This is a genomic window from Flavobacterium procerum, from assembly GCF_042431625.1.
In the GTDB taxonomy this organism is placed as follows: domain Bacteria; phylum Bacteroidota; class Bacteroidia; order Flavobacteriales; family Flavobacteriaceae; genus Flavobacterium; species Flavobacterium procerum.
Genome location: NZ_JBHLYW010000007.1, coordinates 787,120 through 801,484, shown reverse-complemented (window position 1 = coordinate 801,484; position 14,365 = coordinate 787,120). Strand labels below are relative to the sequence as shown.

At 32.2% G+C, this 14,365-nt stretch carries 19 protein-coding genes; 15 read left to right on the top strand and 4 right to left on the bottom strand.

Features of this window, described 5'->3' with window-relative positions; genetic code table 11:
• Nucleotides 1-82: 82 nt before the first annotated feature.
• Entirely contained in the window at nucleotides 83-385 is a 303-nt protein-coding gene (locus ACFFLS_RS09205; protein WP_379686311.1) for an antibiotic biosynthesis monooxygenase family protein, read from the top strand.
• Nucleotides 386-508: 123 nt separating this feature from the next.
• Nucleotides 509-982 (top strand): 23S rRNA (pseudouridine(1915)-N(3))-methyltransferase RlmH, encoded by a 474-nt coding sequence (rlmH, locus tag ACFFLS_RS09200; protein ID WP_379686310.1) that lies wholly within the window; start codon nucleotides 509-511, stop codon nucleotides 980-982.
• Nucleotides 983-1,019: 37 nt separating this feature from the next.
• Here the strand turns inward: rlmH and ACFFLS_RS09195 are convergent, their stop codons facing one another.
• From ACFFLS_RS09195 to folP, 4 genes are read right to left on the bottom strand one after another with little or no spacing between them, the layout of a single operon-like run.
• A complete protein-coding gene (locus ACFFLS_RS09195) occupies nucleotides 1,020-1,652 on the bottom strand; it encodes a hypothetical protein (protein ID WP_379686308.1) in 633 nt (210 codons plus the stop codon).
• Nucleotides 1,653-1,673: 21 nt separating this feature from the next.
• Nucleotides 1,674-1,949 (bottom strand): cytoplasmic protein, encoded by a 276-nt coding sequence (locus tag ACFFLS_RS09190; RefSeq protein ID WP_379686307.1) that lies wholly within the window; start codon nucleotides 1,947-1,949, stop codon nucleotides 1,674-1,676.
• Nucleotides 1,950-1,957: 8 nt separating this feature from the next.
• Nucleotides 1,958-2,593 carry a hypothetical protein gene (locus ACFFLS_RS09185; protein WP_379686305.1) on the bottom strand — a complete coding sequence of 212 codons (636 nt, stop codon included), beginning with the start codon at nucleotides 2,591-2,593 and terminating at the stop codon, nucleotides 1,958-1,960.
• Nucleotides 2,594-2,611: 18 nt separating this feature from the next.
• Nucleotides 2,612-3,436, bottom strand: a complete 825-nt coding sequence (gene folP, locus ACFFLS_RS09180; protein WP_379686304.1) for a dihydropteroate synthase — start codon at nucleotides 3,434-3,436, stop codon at nucleotides 2,612-2,614.
• A gap of 212 nt (nucleotides 3,437-3,648) precedes the next feature.
• Here folP and ACFFLS_RS09175 point away from each other — a divergent pair, with 212 nt between their 5' ends.
• The 13 genes from ACFFLS_RS09175 to ACFFLS_RS09115 all read left to right on the top strand — a co-directional run bounded on the left by ACFFLS_RS09175 (nucleotide 3,649) and on the right by ACFFLS_RS09115 (nucleotide 13,987).
• Nucleotides 3,649-4,191 (top strand): DUF1599 domain-containing protein, encoded by a 543-nt coding sequence (locus ACFFLS_RS09175; RefSeq protein ID WP_379686302.1) that lies wholly within the window; start codon nucleotides 3,649-3,651, stop codon nucleotides 4,189-4,191.
• Nucleotides 4,192-4,278: 87 nt separating this feature from the next.
• Complete coding sequence (locus tag ACFFLS_RS09170) at nucleotides 4,279-5,400, top strand: BT_3928 family protein (protein WP_379686300.1); 1,122 nt, start codon at nucleotides 4,279-4,281, stop codon at nucleotides 5,398-5,400.
• A gap of 71 nt (nucleotides 5,401-5,471) precedes the next feature.
• Nucleotides 5,472-5,930, top strand: a complete 459-nt coding sequence (locus tag ACFFLS_RS09165) for a DUF2750 domain-containing protein (RefSeq protein WP_379686299.1) — start codon at nucleotides 5,472-5,474, stop codon at nucleotides 5,928-5,930.
• Between the two features lie 311 nt (nucleotides 5,931-6,241).
• On the top strand, nucleotides 6,242-6,739 hold the full coding sequence (locus ACFFLS_RS09160) for a TlpA family protein disulfide reductase (RefSeq protein ID WP_379686297.1): 498 nt from the start codon (nucleotides 6,242-6,244) through the stop codon (nucleotides 6,737-6,739).
• 85 nt (nucleotides 6,740-6,824) lie between these two features.
• Nucleotides 6,825-7,577 carry a triose-phosphate isomerase gene (gene tpiA, locus ACFFLS_RS09155; RefSeq protein ID WP_379686295.1) on the top strand — a complete coding sequence of 251 codons (753 nt, stop codon included), beginning with the start codon at nucleotides 6,825-6,827 and terminating at the stop codon, nucleotides 7,575-7,577.
• A 241-nt stretch (nucleotides 7,578-7,818) separates the two neighbouring features.
• Nucleotides 7,819-8,652 (top strand): 50S ribosomal protein L11 methyltransferase, encoded by an 834-nt coding sequence (gene prmA / locus ACFFLS_RS09150; RefSeq protein WP_379686294.1) that lies wholly within the window; start codon nucleotides 7,819-7,821, stop codon nucleotides 8,650-8,652.
• Nucleotides 8,653-8,686: 34 nt separating this feature from the next.
• Entirely contained in the window at nucleotides 8,687-8,962 is a 276-nt protein-coding gene (locus ACFFLS_RS09145) for an ATP-dependent Clp protease adaptor ClpS (protein WP_379686293.1), read from the top strand.
• A 118-nt stretch (nucleotides 8,963-9,080) separates the two neighbouring features.
• Nucleotides 9,081-10,589, top strand: a complete 1,509-nt coding sequence (locus ACFFLS_RS09140; protein ID WP_379686292.1) for a WG repeat-containing protein — start codon at nucleotides 9,081-9,083, stop codon at nucleotides 10,587-10,589.
• Between the two features lie 121 nt (nucleotides 10,590-10,710).
• Nucleotides 10,711-11,982: a sterol desaturase family protein gene (locus ACFFLS_RS09135; RefSeq protein WP_379686291.1), complete on the top strand. Its 1,272-nt coding sequence runs from the start codon at nucleotides 10,711-10,713 to the stop codon at nucleotides 11,980-11,982.
• Between the two features lie 7 nt (nucleotides 11,983-11,989).
• Nucleotides 11,990-12,667: a lysoplasmalogenase gene (locus ACFFLS_RS09130; RefSeq protein ID WP_379686290.1), complete on the top strand. Its 678-nt coding sequence runs from the start codon at nucleotides 11,990-11,992 to the stop codon at nucleotides 12,665-12,667.
• 46 nt (nucleotides 12,668-12,713) lie between these two features.
• Nucleotides 12,714-13,166: a 2-dehydro-3-deoxyphosphooctonate aldolase gene (locus ACFFLS_RS09125; protein WP_379686289.1), complete on the top strand. Its 453-nt coding sequence runs from the start codon at nucleotides 12,714-12,716 to the stop codon at nucleotides 13,164-13,166.
• Nucleotides 13,167-13,206: 40 nt separating this feature from the next.
• Nucleotides 13,207-13,518 carry a hypothetical protein gene (locus tag ACFFLS_RS09120; RefSeq protein ID WP_379686287.1) on the top strand — a complete coding sequence of 104 codons (312 nt, stop codon included), beginning with the start codon at nucleotides 13,207-13,209 and terminating at the stop codon, nucleotides 13,516-13,518.
• A gap of 10 nt (nucleotides 13,519-13,528) precedes the next feature.
• The gene (locus tag ACFFLS_RS09115; RefSeq protein WP_379686286.1) at nucleotides 13,529-13,987 is read left to right on the top strand and encodes a hypothetical protein; all 459 of its coding nucleotides are present in this window, start codon (nucleotides 13,529-13,531) and stop codon (nucleotides 13,985-13,987) included.
• The last annotated feature ends 378 nt before the right edge of the window (nucleotides 13,988-14,365 follow it).

Sequence of the window (14,365 nt, the reverse complement as noted above, 5' to 3'; positions counted from 1 at the left end):
AATCTGCTGAATCTGCTAAATCTGCGAGAGTATAAATTTCTCCCGCAGATCCGGCAGATCAAGCAGATAAAATTAATTTACTATGATTCTAGAAGCCGTATATCTTTTTATAAAACCAGAATTAGCCAATCAATTTGAAGCTGATTTTGCAAAAGCAAGTCAATACATTTCAGCAATCGAAGGTTATTTGGGACATCGTTTGGAAAAATGTGTTGAAGTCGAAAATAAATATCTTCTTTTAGTTGACTGGAATACGCTTGAAGATCACACAATCGGTTTCAGAACTTCTGAAGCCTATTTGGAATGGAAAAAGATTTTACATCATTATTACGAACCGTTTCCTATCGTAGAACATTTTGAAACGGTTTTTGAAAATAAAAAATAGAGGTTTCTTTAGCCACAGATTTCACAGATTAAAAGGATTTTTTAAATAAATCTAATCTTTGAAATCTGTGGCTAAAAAATAATTCGCGCCAATTAGTGTAATTAGTGGCAAAAAACTTTACCAATGAACATCAAACTTCTCGCCATAGGCAAAACAGATAATAAATCGCTTCAGACTTTGATTGACGATTATACCAAACGTTTGTCATTTTACGTCAAATTTGATTTGGAGATTATTCCTGACATCAAAAACGTAAAAAACTTATCTGAAAGTCAGCAAAAAGAAAAAGAAGGCGAATTAATCCTATCCAAACTTTCTCCAACTGACCAATTGATTTTATTGGATGAAAACGGAAAAACGTTCTCCAGCGTTGGTTTTTCAGAAGAACTGCAAAAGAAAATGAATTCTGGCGTAAAAACTTTGGTTTATGTCATTGGTGGTCCTTACGGTTTTTCTGAAACAGTTTATAAAAAGGCGCAAGGAAAAATCTCGCTTTCGCTGATGACGTTTTCGCATCAAATGGTTCGTTTGTTTTTTATCGAACAATTGTACCGAGGCTTTACGATTTTACGAAATGAACCTTATCATCATCAATAGATTTTTGTTTCAAGTTTTGTTTGTTTCAGGTTTCAAGTTAGAAGATGTATTCTATCGGAAGTCTATCAAGATTGTGAGTTACATCTTTTTGCAATAGAATTTTATACTGAATGTACTCTTCATAACTCATATTCTTATCAAATAAAAACACTAAATCAGGTACTCTCTGAAATTTTATACTATAAAAATGTTGTAATATTTCTGAGATCTTAATTTCCTTACCTCCCATAAAAACCTGTTGTTTTCCTTTTTTAAAGTAAACAACAAAAGTTCCTCTAGCAGGTCTTTCCATTTTATAAAACACTTTCGTGAAAGGCAGAAAAGCTAAATTCTTTCCGATAGAATCAGCGTAAGAATAGTAATTTTCAGATTCTTCGTTCTGATGCATTTTTTCATTTCGCTTTTTTTCCTGCATTTTCATGACTTGCGGAATTACCAATTTTAGCGGAAGTCGTTTGTCTATATTAAAAATCCAATTGGTCGAAATAATAGCGCTTTTTCGGTTTAAATCGGCGATTGTATCTTTTCCTTCCGTTTTAAAAAAGATATAAATCGGCGAATGATCTTGTACGTCTTTTACAATTGTCAGGTTTGATTTTGGAAGTAGAACATCTTCTTTTTTCCCGCAGGAAAATAAAAGGCAAGTTATAAACAGTGCAATGTATTTCATTTTAAAACGATTATAGTTGATTTATGAGAACCAATATTGGTTCATTTCTTCTAAAAAAATTTTATGATTTATAGGAAATTTAGAACTCAAAACAGAGTCTATCCCACATAATGGGCAAACTGCAGTTTCACCTTCTCTTTCTTTTATCCATTCTTTGATTTCTCTTGCAGAAAAAACGTTTTTACAATGAAAACATCCGCACAAATCTCCATCCAAAATTTCTGTCTTGTGAGAAGAACTGCCTTTATGTGCGTTTTTTATAAAATCGATATCATATTGGTTTGCTTCCTTTTTCATAATCAAAATCACTTATGTTTTTTAAAATCTGGGATACAAAAACTTCCGGTCGCTCCAGAACTAAATGTAAACACAACATTATCCTTATAAAACATTGTCGAACAATTATCTGAGTTTTCTCTTTGTTCTTCTTTGTTAAGATTTTTATCAAAAATCAAGTAGCTTAAAACTCCCATTCCTCTATGTCCGTATTCCAATTCAGTTGGGTTTCCGCTAGATATACCGAAGCAATTTGCATTATTCAATTTTTCGTAAAGTTCCTTAAAGGTATCATTGTTCCATTTCAATTTCTTTTTAACCACTTCCAATGATCTAGTTCTAGGATCATAATCCTTCTTATCTTTCTGCACTTTAGGTTCAAGATAATCCTCATAATCAACATTCCATTGCTGAAATAATAATTCTCTTTTATCTGGAATATTTGTTGGTTGATAGACAAACAAATTAATATCATCTGAAGAATTATATCTTATTGTGACGATATATCCTTTTGGAACCATTTTATTAAAATATTCTTTTAATTCTTTTAATTCTTTTATTTCATTGAAATTTTCAGAATAATTTTTCTCTAAATCCGATGAAGTACTATCACAGCTTATTGACAGAAGTCCAATTAAAACAAAGCAAACCAGTTTTCTAATCATTTTTGAATTTGAATAACATTAAAAACTCATTTTTCCAAACAAAGTCACACATTCCACAGCTTCTTTTACATCATGAACACGAAGAATTTTTGCGCCTTTTGTTAAAGCAATTGTATTTAGAAACGTTGTACCATTTAAAGCTTCTTGAGGGGTAATTTCGAGTGTTTTATAAATCATAGATTTCCTTGAAATTCCAGCTAATACAGGCAATTCTAATAAATTAAAAAGTTCCATTTTTTGCATGACTTCATAATTTTGATCAGTTGTTTTGGCGAAACCGAAACCAGGATCCAAAATCAGATCGTTGATTCCTAAACTTCTTGCTTTTTTCACTTTTTCGGAGAAATAAAAAAGCATTTCTTTTACGATATCCTCGTATTGCGTCAAGCTCTGCATCGTTTGCGGATTGCCTCGCATGTGCATCATAATGTATGGAACATTGTATTGGGCAATAACATCAAACATTTTATTATCCAATTCACCCGCGGCAATATCGTTTATAATCGCCGCACCACTTTCTATGCTCGCTTTAGCAACCTCGGCTCTAAAAGTATCAATTGATAATAATGTTTCGGGAAAATGCTTTAAAATCAATTCTATTGCAGGAACAATTCGGTCGATTTCTTCTTGTTCTGTAACAAACTCGGCACTTGGTTTACTAGAATAGGCGCCAATATCAATAAACGTAGCTCCTTCTGAAAGCATTTTATCTACTTGAGAAATAATTTCGTCTTCGTTTTTATATTTTCCGCCGTCAAAAAAAGAATTTGGCGTTACATTCAAGATTCCCATTACTTTCGGAATCGATAAATCTATAAGTTCACCTTTGCAGTTTATTGTCATTGTTTGTTTGTTTTGTTTCAAGTTTCAAGTTCATGCAGATTACGCAAGTTTGGGAACTTGAAACCTGAAACCTGAAACATTTTTCCAGTTTCAAGTTCTCAGCGTTAACATTTCGTTTAGAAAAAACTTGAAACAAACAAAACCTGAAACTTGAAACTCTAAAAAAATTATCCTTATTTTTGAAGAAATTTTAGCAAATATACAGCATATAAATGAAGAATACTTCCCAAGAGTTTGATAATGTTATCGGGGTTTGCCGAACCTTGTTCATCAATAAAATGAAAGATTACGGCAGTGCATGGCGAATTTTGAGACTCCCATCGCTGACAGATCAGATTTTCATAAAAGCACAACGAATCAGAAGTTTGCAAGAAAACGATGTTCGTAAAGTTGATGAAGACGAAAAAGGAGAATTTATCGGAATCATCAATTATTCGATTATGGCCTTGATTCAGTTAGAATTAGGCGTTGTAGACCAGCCGGATCTTGACGTTGAAAAAGCTACTGAATTGTATGACGCTAAAGTAAAATTGACCAAAGACTTAATGGAAGCCAAAAATCATGATTATGGCGAGGCTTGGCGTGATATGCGCGTGAGTTCTTTAACCGATTTAATTCTGCAGAAACTCCTTCGCGTAAAGCAGATTGAAGATAATAAAGGAAAAACTTTGGTTTCTGAAGGTATCGACGCCAATTATCAGGATATGATCAATTATTCTGTTTTCGCCTTAATTCTTAATCCTATAAATAAATAAAAGTTCAATTTTAAAATTCCAAATTCCAATACTAAACTTGGAATTTGGGTTTTAAAAAATTGGAATTTTAAAATCAAATATATTCTCATGAAAAACATCATTACTCAATTTTCCCGACTATTTGTCGGTGTATTATTCATCATTTCCGGATTAATCAAACTGAACGACCCAGTTGGATTCTCTTATAAGTTAGCTGAATATTTTAGTGAGCCTGTTTTTAACATGCCGTTCTTAGAGCCATTAGCCTTAGGATTAGCAATCTTTTTAGTAATCTTAGAGGTGGTTTTGGGCGTAATGTTATTGGTAGGTTACAAGGCAAAACAAACCATTTGGGCCTTATTGCTTTTAATCGTTTTCTTTACGTTTCTTACCTTCTACTCTGCTTATTTTAATGTGGTAAAAGACTGTGGCTGTTTTGGCGACGCCTTAAAATTAACGCCTTGGCAATCTTTCACAAAAGACGTAGTTTTATTATTCTTTATTCTGATTTTATTCTTCAATCAAAAATTAATAAAACCTTTATTCTCAACTTCAATAACCAATTTAGCAGTTTATTTGAGCGTTGCTTTATCAGCATTTATGGCTTACTGGGTTTTACACCATAATCCGATAAAAGATTTCCGTCCATACAAAGTTGGAAACAATATCGAAAAAGGAATGGAAATCCCGGAAGGCGCTCCAAAATCTGTGGTTGAAATGATTTTTATCTACAAAGTAAACGGAGTTGATAAAGAGTTTACTGAAAAAGACTTAATGAATATTCCGGAAGGCGCAACGTTTGTTGATAGAAAGGACAAAGTAATTTCTGAAGGTTATGTTCCGCCAATTCACGATTTTACTATGACAAAAGATGATTCTGACTATAAAGACGAATTGCTGAAAGAACCAAAATTGGTAGTTTTTGTAACCTACGATTTAACAAAATCTGATCCGGAAGGAATGAAAAAGCTTTCTAAAGTTACAACAGATGCACAGGCAAAAGGCTATAAAGTTATTGCTATGACCGCTTCGGGCGCAGATGAAATTGCAAAAGCTAAAAAAGAATACGGCTTAAACATTGATTTTTATTTCTGCGATGCTACAACCTTAAAAACAATCGAAAGAGCCAATCCGAGTATTGTTGTGTTGCATAAAGGAACTATTGTACAGAAATTGCATTACAATGATGTCGACAATTTGAAGTTGTCTGATGTTGCATACGGCCTTTAAAAAATTAGAAAAACAAACACCGAACGCCAATATTTTTTATAATTATTGGCGTTTTTTAATAATAAGAAACTATGTTTAAGAATCACATTGACATTAAATTAAAACACGAAAAATTCATAAAAAAAGTTTGTGAAACAAAAATAGTTTATGGATTAGAAGATGACGAAGGATTTTCTTCTTCTTCATCTGTTGAACTTGAAGATGAAGAAGGAGAACCAATTGAAATAATCTGTTTTTGGTCTGAAGAAAAAATGGCCCGAGTAGCAGCAAAAAACGGCTGGGAAGATTATGTACCCGCAAAAATAGATTTGACAGATTTTATCGAAAACTGGTGCATCGGAATGGATAATGACGGATTGTTAGTAGGGACAAATTTTGACCAAAATATGTTTGGTTATGAAATAGAAGGCTATGAATTAATTTTAGAATTGATAGAAGAATTAAAAAAATCCAACGACAAATTAGAATTCAAAAAATTTGACAGTATCGAAGACCTTGAATCTCAAATTAAGGAAATCCTTGGACAATAATTTAAATCTGTAAAAATATATTACATTAAATCAATATTCTAAAAAGCAAAATCACGACGTTTTTTTTCTCTTAAAATGAACTTTGAAAAATAGAAAATTACTTTTTTTCCGATTCTTAAAAAATCACTTTTAAAAAATCATAAATTTTAACCTCTACTATTACGATTTCATTCCTGTTTTTCTAACCAAAAAGCTTGGTTTTGTTACAAAATCAACGAGTCTTCAAATTTTGTTAATCTGCATTTGGCTTTCAAATTGTTTGTTTAACTTTGTGAATTAAGTATCTAAAATAAAAACTTTATAATCGTTATATGAAACAAATTGCTTTGATTGTAATAGCATTTATTACATTTTCATGTTCACAAGCTCAGAAAACAAGTTTCTCAAAAGAGGCTTTATCTGAGAAATTATTAACCCTTGACGGCGGTCAGACTTCTTTTAAAAATATTTTAAAAAAATACAAAGGAAAAACGCTTGTAATCGAAGTTTGGGCTTCATGGTGCGGTGACTGTGTAAAAGCAATGCCGAAATTAAAAGAACTGCAAGCGGCTAATCCTGATGTTTCTTATTTATTCCTTTCTGCGGATAAAACGGCTGAAAAATGGAAAGCCGGAATCGAGAAACACGAATTGAACAAAGGCGACCATTTTATGATGAATGACGGCATGAAAGGCGTTTTCGGAAAAGCAATCGATTTGGACTGGATTCCGAGATACATCATTATAGACAAAACAGGAAAAATTGTGCTTTACCGCGCTATTGAAACTGATTTTGACAAAATAAGCGAAACGTTGAATAGCTTAAAATAATTCGAAAATTTGATTCAATTTTGAATACATTTTTTTGAAATTTCAATAAAACAAAAAAATAAAAAGAATAACAAAAACCACTAAAATGAGAAAAACTATTGTTGCAGGAAACTGGAAAATGCATAAAAATGCGGCTCAAACTGAAGAATTATTAAGCGAATTGATTACAAAAATTCCAGCTAAAACAAATGCACAAGTTATTGTGGCTCCAACATTTGTAAACTTACAAGCTGCAGCTGCAAAATTAAAAAACACAACAATCAGCGTTTCTGCACAAAATGTTCACCAAGCCGAAGGTGGCGCTTTTACAGGAGAAATCTCTGCAGATATGCTAACTAGCATTGGTGTTAACACTGTAATCTTAGGACACTCTGAGCGTAGAGCTATCTTTAACGAAACTGATGCACTAATTGCAAGTAAAGTTGACACCGCGTTAAAACATGACATGACCGTAATTTTCTGTTTTGGAGAAGAATTAAAAGATCGTCAGTCTGGAAATCACTTCAACATTGTTGAAAACCAATTACGTGACGGCGTTTTTCATATTGCAAAAGAGTCTTGGTCAAAAGTTGTTTTGGCATACGAACCAGTTTGGGCTATCGGAACCGGAGAAACAGCTTCGCCAGAACAAGCACAAGAAATGCACGAATTTATCAGAGAAACCATCCGTAAAGCTTTTGGAGCTGAAATCGCCGATGAAGTTTCTATTCTATACGGTGGTTCTGTAAAACCAGAAAACGCTAAAGAAATCTTCTCTAAACCAGACGTAGACGGTGGTTTAATTGGAGGTGCTGCTTTAAAAGCAGATGATTTCTTAGCTATTGTAACAGCTATCTAATTTTAGATTTTAGATTTTAGATTTTAGATTTTAGATTTTAGATTTTAGATTTTAGATTTTAGATTTTAGATTTTAGATTTTAGATTTTAGATTTTAGATTTTAGATTTTAGATTTTAGATTTTAGATTTTAGATTTTACAAAAAACCATTCGCTACGCGAATGGTTTTTTCGTTTTTGGATTTTGGATTTTTTAAATTGGAATTTCTATTATAAGAAGTACCTTTGCAAAAATTTTTATTTATGTCAAACATCTATTTAGGATATCATTTTACAATTGAGCCGAAAGAATTAGGTTCAGAAATTTTAGTTGCTGAATTAGGCGAAAAAGCGTTCGAAAGTTTTACTGAAACTGAAAACGGAATTTCGGCTTTTGTGAAGAAGGATTTGTGGGATGAAAACATTCTGGATGATATTTACATTTTACAATCGGAAGAGTTTAAGATTGAATATACGATTGAAGAAATCGATCAGGTAAACTGGAACGAAGAATGGGAAAAAAACTTCGAACCAATTGATGTTGACGGAAAATGCCACGTTCGTGCTCCTTTTCATGAGAAAACGAATGCCGAATTTGACATTGTTATTGAACCTAAAATGAGTTTTGGAACGGGACATCACGAAACGACTCACATGATGATTCAGCATTTATTAGAAATGGATGTAAAAGGCCTAAAAACACTCGACATGGGATGCGGAACAGCTATTTTGGCTATTTTAGCAGAAATGAAAGGTGCAGAACCAATCGATGCAATTGACATTGACAATTGGTGCTATCTGAATTCTATCGAAAATGCGGAACGCAATAATTGCAAACACATCAGCGTTTATGAAGGCGATGCGGCATTATTGGCTGGAAAAAAATACGATTTGATTATTGCCAACATCAATAGAAATATTTTGCTGAATGATATGCAGGCGTATGTTGACTGCTTAAATCCAAAAGGAATTATTTTGTTTAGCGGTTTTTATGAAGAAGACATTCCGTTTATCGATGCTTCCTGCACTGAAAAAGGACTGACTTATGTTAAAAAGTTCCAAAGAAACAACTGGGTTTCTTTAAAATACGTAAATTAGTTAATCGTAATTACAAGTACAAAAAACTAAAAAAATGAGTACTAAAGAAAAAGTAAGAGAAAGAGTCCGCGAGAAAGAAGCGGTAGTGTTCAACAACGAAATCATTGTCTACAATGACGACGTAAACACTTTTGACCACGTAATTGACACATTAGTTCGTGTGTGCGATCACACACCCGAGCAGGCAGAACAATGCTCATTGATAGTACATTATAACGGAAAATGTACTGTTAAAACAGGTCCGATTGACAAATTAAAACCACAATGCACACAACTTTTAGAAGCGGGACTGAGCGCTGAAATTGTTTAAATTATTAAATAAAATACACTGAAAGCATTCTGTTTTATTCCATTTTGAATAAATTAGAATGCTTTTTTTATTTGACTTGTTTTACTCTAATTAGTATCATTTTTTTAAATTGAACACAATGAAAATTATTCGATTTTGTCTTCTATTACTACCATTACTTGCGATAAGCCAAAAGAAATTCAATACTTTTCGCAATCAGTTGATGAATGACAAAAAATACGAATATGTGTCTGATTTTGAAAATAATTATGCCACTTTCAGAACCTTTAATGATAAAATGGGATTAATTGATTCGGTTGGAAATGTGATCATCAAGCCCGTTTATAATTACATTCACAACGATAAAGACTTGAAAAATCTATTTGAGGCTGGTAAAATAATCAACAAAAAATTCAAAAGAGGTTTTATCGATCTTCAAGGTAATATTAAAATCCCTTTTGAGTATGACGATGTTTTCTATATGGAAAATAATCTGGTTCGTGTTTCCAAAAACAACAAAGTTGGTGTGGTAAACCTAGAAAACAAGCAGATTCTGCCTATTCAACACGATTATATCAGAAATAATAAAGGTATATTATTTGTTCAGACCAACAATACCATTGATTTATTCAACTCTCAAGGAAAACAGCTTACTCGTTTTAAGGCATCCGATATGGATCTTTTTAACTACGGGAAAACAATCGTAACGCTTCAAAATAAAAACACTTTAGTAATTGACAGTCTTGGCACGATAGTTTTAAATTTGATAAAAGACCATCGCTTTGAGGAAGTAACCGAACCTAATATTTATATCATCTTAAATACCGTTACAAAGAAAAAAGGGCTTATAAATTCTTCTGGGCAATACGAAATTGAATGCAAATATGATGACATTTCGCTTTCTGATAATGTTTACACAGTCAAAAATAATGGAAAAGAAGGATTAATTGATGGAAAAGACAAGATTCTGAAACCATTAATTTATGACGTTCTTTATGGTGCTTTTTACGGCGACACTATTTCATTTAAAAATCAATATCACGCTACAAAAGGAAATCTGAAAGGCATTATAAATCCGTTCTTAGAAAAAGACATAATTCCAATTGCGTATAAGCAGGTAGAACGGTTTTATAATTATTACATTACAGCAAACTCAGAAGACAAAAACGGATTATTTTCTCCAAATGGTCAAGTTGTTATTCCAGAAGACTATGATTTCTACAATAGTACTCGAAACAAAATCTTTGCTGTAAAAGATTCGAAGAAATATATTCTTACGGTTGAAAACAACAGTTATACTGAAACAGAAATTTTTACGGGCGAATTTGTTAAAAATGAATACAGTTATATAGGGTTTCCTAAAAGCAATTTTCAAATTTTTAAAGACAAAAAGAAATTTGGCGTTATCAGTAATAAAAACAAAATCGCACTGCCAGCTGAATATGATTCTATTAAAGAAATTTACAGCACAGGAGAGTTTGTTGTAAGCAAAAACAATAAATATGGAGTTGTAAATTCTGAGAACCAAATTTTATTGGAATTAAAATACGACTCATTTAAAATCATCAAAGAATACATTCGATTTGGTATAAAAGGACAAAAAAAGGTTACACCTTATATGGTAAAATTCGAACTCGAGGTCAGATAAAGCTTTTCTGAAATAATAATCTGTTTTACAAAAATCGCAATAAAAAAGCATTAAAATTACCAATAACTTAAAAAGTATTCTATTTTATTATATATTTGAATAATTTAGAATGCTTTTTTTTATGGAAGAATACGGAAAAATACTGATTATTGCGATGCCAGTTTTTTTAGTCTTAATTGTCTTTGAAAAACTGTATGGCATTTATAAAAAAAATGATACAGCTCCTATAATAGACAGCGTTTCGAGCATCAATTCCGGAATTACCAATTCGGTTAAAGATGTTTTAGGGCTAAGTGTTACTTTTCTTTCGTATGAATGGCTGGTTTCAAAAATCGCTTTGCAGCATTTAGAAGCAAATGCACTCTCCTATTTCATCGCCTTTTTTGTAATTGATTTTTACGGTTACTGGAGTCACAGGCTGGCACATCAAATTAATTTTCTTTGGAATAAACACGCCATCCATCACAGTAGTGAAGAATTTAATCTTGCCTGTGCCCTAAGACAACCCATTGCAAGCCTGGTAAATCTGTTTACTTTTCTACTTATTCCTGCTGCTTTGCTGGGTGTTCCGGCTTCTGTGATTGCGATTACGCTTCCGTTGCATTTATTTTTGCAGTTTTGGTATCACACCAAACACATCAAAAAATTAGGTTTTCTGGAACATATTATCGTAACGCCCTCACATCATCGAGTGCATCATGCCATAAATCCGGAATATTTGGACAAAAACCATTCCCAGATTTTTATTTTCTGGGACAAACTTTTCGGCACTTTTCAGGAAGAACTGGACGAGGTTCCACCTGTATTCGGAATCACGAGGCCGGCAGCGACGTGGAATCCTGTAAAAATCAATTTTCAGCATTTAACATTATTGATAAAAGATGCGTGGCGGGCAGAAAATTGGAAAGACAAATTTACCATCTGGTTTAAACCTACAGGCTGGCGTCCAGAAAATTTTGAAGAAAAATACCCTGTCAAAAAGATTGAGAATGTTTATGAATTTGAAAAATACGGCATCTATAATTCCAAAAAACTAATTTGGTGGTCGGTCATTCAAATGCTGATTACCTTGCTCTTTGTAAGCTACTTATTCAACAATATTGCAAAAATCGGCCTTCCAGCTATTTTTATCTACGGATTTTATATTTTTGTCACCATATACAGCTCTGCAGAGTTAATGGATAAAAGTAAGTATTCGGTGTATTGGGAGATGTTTCGTTTTATTTTATTGCTTTTCATAATAACATATTACGGTGATTGGTTTCAGCTAAATCTGATTATTTCTGTAGGCAGCTATATTTTAATCAGCTATGCTTTTATATCATTGCTGATTAGTATGTATTTTGTAACTATCGATTTTAAAACTAGCCAAAACCAATTTATAAATTCATAACCATGATATGAAAAATTCATTATTCTTTAAAATTTTCATTGTTGTCTGCGTTCTTTATCTGATTGCGATGTTGCTCGGATATGAACATTTTGACCTCTTTCTAAAACCAATTCTGATTCCGATTTTATTCTTTGTAACTTATTTTCATCACAAATTTCCAACCAAAAGAAATCTAATGGTCGCGCTTTTCTTTTCGTGGCTTGGCGATATAATTTTGCTTTTTACAGATTTGGGCGAAATTTATTTCATCCTCGGCTTGGTTTTGTTTTTAATAGCGCATATCACTTATTCTGTGCTTTTTAATCACCAGATCAGGTCTTCAAAAAAAAGAAACAAAAACATCTTTATTGCCGGAAGTATTTTAATAGCCGTCTACCTTATTGGAATGGTCAGTTTCTTATTGCCGAATCTCGGAAATTTAGAAATACCAGTTATTGCATATGCGAGCGTGATTTCTACAATGCTCTTGTTTGCCTTCAATGGTTTGTTAATCTGGGAAAAACCAGGAAATAAGCTCGTGTTTTCGGGTGCTTTGTTTTTTGTAATTTCAGACAGCATTCTGGCCGTAAACAAATTCTATAATCCAATAGAAAAAAGTTCGTTTTTTATAATGCTGACCTATCTTATGGCACAATATCTGATTGTAATTGGTATTTTAAAACTCAATCCAAAAAAAACGAAATAAGAAACTGCAAAACTCTTACATTTGTTAGACCAAATTAACCGACTCCATGAAAAAAACTGTCCTTTTCATTATTTTATTAATTGCTATGACTTCTTGTGTAAGCACTAAATCGACCTTGAAAAATGTAGATGATAATGCTCCCGATTTAGTTCTGAAAAAAAATAATACGTTTGCCATTACACTTTTCAGCAATGATAAAAAATATGGCTACGACCCTGATTATCCAGTAAATATTTTTTTTAGAAACACAACTGACGAAGCTTTAAACGAAACACGTTTCTTAAATGCCCTTGCAGGACCAAACGGTGAAAAAATAACCTATACGCGCCTTGAAACCTGTTGCCCTTTTCCGACTAAAAGAAGCAATATGGGCGCTGGATTTTTGAATGTTTATGAACTAAAATGGGACGGACAAAAAAAGCCTGTCAAACTGTATTTGAATATTTATGAAAAAGGAATTTTAATGGTTCCAATGGGATTGAGCATTAAACAGGAATAGTTCTGAATTTATTTAGAACAATCATTACAAACTATTATCTATGTACGGAGAATCTCCATTTATCTTAATCCTTATAGCGTTATTTTTCCAGTTAATCTGTGGTAAAAAAGCTATAAAAAAAACTATTCCGTTAAGTTTTGGCGCTGTTTCTCTAATCAGTATCACATTGCAGGTAATTTTTTCGATTGTTGCTTATTTTATCGCCTATCGTAATTTTTATGAAAATTTCAACGGCAAAGAATACCACTGCGGAATGGGAATGCTTGGCATTATCTTAATCTCATTTTTTATTTTCATAATGCTTTTAATGGTCATCATCATGCAACATCTTACAAGAAAAAATTACCAATAAAAATTACAAGATGAAAATAAAAACAGCCTTTCGAATTTTTCTGGCTTTATCTCTTGTGCTGTTTCCTTATGACATAATCTATCTGCAATCAGATTTTTTATCGTCTTTGGTTCCTGGTTGGAATACAAATATTACAACAGGACGTATTACGGCAAATTTGATAAAATTTGTTTTCTTAACAATTTCTACAGTTTTATATTGGAGACTTTCTCAAATTGCTAAAAGCATGAGTTTAAAAAAATTCATGATTCATTTAGGTTTTACTTTGACTGGTGTTCTTCTTTCAAAATTCAGTCTTTATGAAATTCTTTATTTTAATTCCCTTACTGCAGTCGATTTTGTGAATTCAATTACGATTGTCGTGGTACTGAATATTCTACTAAACATTTTATTTTTTACCGGACAGATTTTATTTTGGAGATTTTATATTCAATCCAAAAGATTTTCTAATGTTAAGAAATTAACTTAAATTTTCTCAATTCGATTAAAGAAACTCATTTTTAAATAAAAGTGGCAAGTGTGACAAAACATGATAAATGTCATTTACTACTTTCATTTGATATCCTAATATTGCTACCAAATTATCACATATGATTTTAGATGAATTTTCTTGATTCCACTAGAGTCCTTAGCCCTGATAGAAGCAGAAATCATTTTTTGAGAAAGCCTATTTTTTCTGGTCGTTGCAGAGCGACCAAAGGAAGCTCCTGCAAGGATAAAGAAAAAAGGATTTGGAAAAAAATATTGAAGCGAATAGCAGTCCCGATGGCTATCGGGATTCATAAAATAATCTTAAATCTTCATCTGCTATTCATAAATCCTAATTACCTTTGTATTACCAAAAATT